Annotated in this window: 4 protein-coding genes; all 4 read right to left on the minus strand. The window is 40.6% G+C overall.

What is annotated here, in order from left to right:
• Positions 1-774, minus strand: a 774-nt coding sequence (locus AC1DWN_RS29160) for an ABC transporter substrate-binding protein (protein ID WP_477562382.1), incomplete at its 3' end; no start/stop codon positions are given.
• Positions 775-1,210: 436 nt separating this feature from the next.
• Positions 1,211-1,990: a hypothetical protein gene (locus AC1DWN_RS29165; protein ID WP_477562383.1), complete on the minus strand. Its 780-nt coding sequence runs from the start codon at positions 1,988-1,990 to the stop codon at positions 1,211-1,213.
• A 12-nt stretch (positions 1,991-2,002) separates the two neighbouring features.
• On the minus strand, positions 2,003-3,376 hold the full coding sequence (locus AC1DWN_RS29170) for a sensor histidine kinase (RefSeq protein WP_477562384.1): 1,374 nt from the start codon (positions 3,374-3,376) through the stop codon (positions 2,003-2,005).
• A 14-nt stretch (positions 3,377-3,390) separates the two neighbouring features.
• Positions 3,391-4,108 (minus strand): response regulator transcription factor (locus AC1DWN_RS29175; RefSeq protein WP_477562385.1); only part of this gene is annotated, 718 nt, incomplete at its 5' end.

Raw genomic sequence — 4,108 nt, forward strand, 5'->3', positions numbered from 1 at the left:
TCCAGGATCTGTCGTAATGCGAACTTCTCCTGTTTCTGGATCCGTTTTATTCAAGGCCATTTCTAATAATGGAACCAACGTATCTCCATCCTTAGAACCATAGCCAAACTCCAGCCCTACATATTTTTTCCCATCGCGTTCAGCCGTCATTTTGGCAGCTAACTCGAGCAACTCATCCCATGTCATGCTTTTTTCTGGATCCGGATATGCAACACCGAATAGGTCAAATATTTCTTTGTTGTAGTATAGTGATATCCCGCCTTGCCCATCAGGGAATCCCATAAGTCTGCCCTCCGGATCTTGAGCGCGAAGATAAGCGACAAGTGATGGATCCAGCTTTGATTCGTCAAAATTATTTGCTGCCATCAACTCGTCCAATGGTTCTGGAAGATCGAGACTGTTTAACGGTGCAAAGCCATGATTTCCGATAATAATATCTGGTTCAGCCCCAGTAGCGAATAGTTCCTGCAAGCGTTCATACGTAGCTGCAGCATCCATMCATTTAATAACGATGTTTTCCAGCTTTTCATCAAGCGGACCAAACCGATTATTAAACTGCTCCTCACCCCACGGATAAGCTACAGAGATCGTTACAGGCTCAGCCGGCGGCTCAGGCTTGGCTGTCTCTGCTGCAGCCGTATCTTTCGGCGCTGCGGTCTCTTGGGGTTTATTACTTGGCTTATTACTACCTCCATTTGAGCATGCACCGGTGATGAGGGTTAACAGTACAATGATACTGATGAGTACAACTTTGTTTCGTAAAATGTAGTTCATTCAAAATCCCCCTTTTTCAAATAAATGCGACTTTCAAATCTTTCGAGCAGCTTCCATTCAGACTAGCTTAACGCCATGTATGGAACCGTTATCACATTTTGTAAGCGTAGTCATTTTCCTTTAATCTTTTTCATTCACCTCACACCTCGTTTACTCCTCTTAGGAGCAACGTTTAATTCCTCCTTTGTTTCTTTAAGAAGTAGAATAGCGGATGTTATGAAGTGGATAATCATTTTCTAAATTGATCATAACAGAGATCCTGTGAAGATACGGTGAGATCTGTGTGAATTTGCTGTGAAGAACAGTACAAAAGCAGACAATAAGAAACGTAAAGACAGCAAATGTTGTCATCCCTTGTCAGTAATCCCCTGAAAGGATAAAACACCGACTTTGTATAAAATATACAAGGTCGGTGTTCATTTTTGAGATAACTTGTCTATAACCTTGCCTTCGTTTGACTCAAAATCATCATGAAAGCCAATTGAATTCCCGTCATGACGTAAGCGGAAACGATCACTCCTACGATCACCGCCTCTATACTCCACAATCGGTGCAGCAGAAGGCTGAGTAACCCCGAACTAACATACATAACAAGTATGGTAGCGCTGGTTAGAGATAATGAGCTTTTGAAATACACTCTACTTTGTCCAAGCACTTGATCCCAAGACAACCGATCGACAACCATCGTAAACTCCAAATATATAAATACGATACGAAGTGCAATAAAGACGAGTAAGGAAAGAAAGAGCCCTGCCGACCCAAGAAATGCCGTTAATCCAAGTGTGACACCTATTTTTAATAAATAAACCATCATATTATATAGGAGGAAGTGAATAAAGAAGGCTTTTCCATTGCGAAAGAACTGTGCCAAATTTGGTTTATTATCCGATGCTATTGTATGTAATCCTGTGATATAACCACCTTGAACAAAACAAAGAACGAGCAACAAAATAAAAATAACTACAGTGGAGACTGCAGACCCCTCTTGACCAAATATTCTTAAAAAATCCATCGTATTGGCGAATAAAGGGATATTGGATAAATGACTTAATGATGGTAAGCCCATATCGAGCAACCATTTCAATGACCACTTCTGTTCTCCGCTAAACCCACCGAGCTTCCACCCTGCCCACAAAGCAAAGATATCTAGAACAATTGGGTATAAAATGATTGTCCAGTTTCTATTCAACTGGGCATACGCATTACGGAAGAGCATGACCTTACCTCCTTAGCTTGCCGGTTCATCCAAGACTTGGCGATCCGCTTTATAGACGATCGGTAACCGAATTGTGAATGTTGAGCCTTCCCCAAGCTCACTCTCCACGCTCATCACTCCACCATGTGCCTCTACGAGAACTCGTGCGATGCTCAGACCAACACCAAGACCGCCACTTTCTCTTGAACGAGACTTATCCACGCGAAAAAAACGATTAAAAATCAAAGATAAATCTTCAGTCGAAATACCCATGCCTTTGTCTGAGCAGTAGATCACGGTTTCTTGTTCCTCTGGCACCAGACCAATTTCGATACGCCCCCCGCGAGGGGTATACTTGATCGCATTTGAAATAACATTGGATAGCACTTGAATCACCCGATCCGGATCAATTTCGGCATAACATGGAACATACACCTGATGAATGGTAAAAGTAATGTTTTTATCTTGAGCAAGGAAAAAAAAGTTCTCATGAACACCCTTCAGCAGCATCATCATATCGACACGCATTAAGTTTAAAGTAAAGCGTGCTCCTTCAGCCTCAGATAACCTTTCCACGTCTTTCACCAGACGTGACAACCGCTCTATTTCCGAGAAAATTTTATTCATATTACTTTCTGTTAAGGGATAAATGCCATCTGACATCGCTTCCAGACGCGAGAGAACAGACGTAAGCGGTGTGCGAAGCTCATGAGTCAAATCCTGCATAAGTTGTTTGCGCCATTTCTCCTGTTGTCTGAATTCCATTAATACATAATTGATGGTCTGAACCAATTCAACCTGTTCTAAAGTACCGACTAACGGGAGCTTTGCTTCTAGATCGCCACTCATGATCGTATTGGCCTTTTTCCAGCTTGTCCGAAGTGGTTTGGACAACTTTACCGCAAGAAGGAAACTAAATAATAATGAAATCAATAACACACAGAAAAAGACGTTTCTTGCGTATTGCATCGCATGTTTATTCAAAATCGTAAAGTATGGAAAAAAATTATCTTTACTCAGATCGTAATAAATAGATAGTTTGCCAATAAGCTCACCATCAATAATCATAGGAAACTCGACAACGTAAGGTTTAACCAATAGATCTTGATCAATCAGTGAGTCCAGCCATACCTCTTTACCTGAAGCACTGGTATACCGCACCCAGCTTGAATATTGCTCAGACAAACTGTAAGCCCAGGAAATCTGTTGTTCGGTCAGCGGTTCTTTCGTTATTTTGTCATGGAAGGAGTAAGCTAATTTAAGACTTTGATCATTTAAATACTCGGTTTTATATTTGACGAGAAGATGTCCCCATAGCACGGTAAATAGAATATACATCGAAGTAATCAATATGGCGGAAAACATTCCAATGACAATAAAATAGACTGGTAGAGTTTTCTTGAACACAATAGGAAGCCTTATCATTCGTCATCTGGCTGAAAGTTGAATTTATATCCAGCCCCAACCTTTGTACTAATGTAAGTGGGTGCTTTAGGATCCTCCTCCACTTTTCTACGAATGTTTTTGATATGTGCATCCATAGTGCGATCGTCACCAATAAATCGGTATCCTTGAACCTCAAAGGATAGATCATGTCGACTAAATAATTTTCCTGGGTTTTTGGTAAGAATGTTAATGATTTTAAACTCTGTTAGTGTTAAATTTACAGATCGGCCGTTAACAATGATTTCTTTGGATTCAAAATAAACAATAAATTGGCCGCGATTGAATTTTTGGACTGCTTTTCCCGGTGAAATCAATTGCATTCTCCGCTGCAGAGCATATATACGAGCAATTACTTCTTTCATACGAAAAGGTTTTGTAATATAATCGTCCGCTCCTAAATTCAATCCATTAATCGTATCATTTTCATTTGATTTCGAAGTCAACATAATGAGAGGCACATTCGAAAACTGTCTAATGCTTCTGCATACTTCTTCACCTGAAATTCCTGGGAGCATCAAGTCCAGCACAACCATATCAAAACGAGTCGTTCTTACCTTCTCCAGAGCATCCTTCCCATTTATGGAAACGGTTACTTTCCAGCCTTCATTTGCAAAGTAGGATTGCAGCACGTCTCGGATAGATGTTTCATCTTCCACGATTAGTATCTCCATGTTTTTGTTTCTTTCCCCTTTT

This window comes from Paenibacillus sp. P4_A7, from assembly GCF_056402455.1.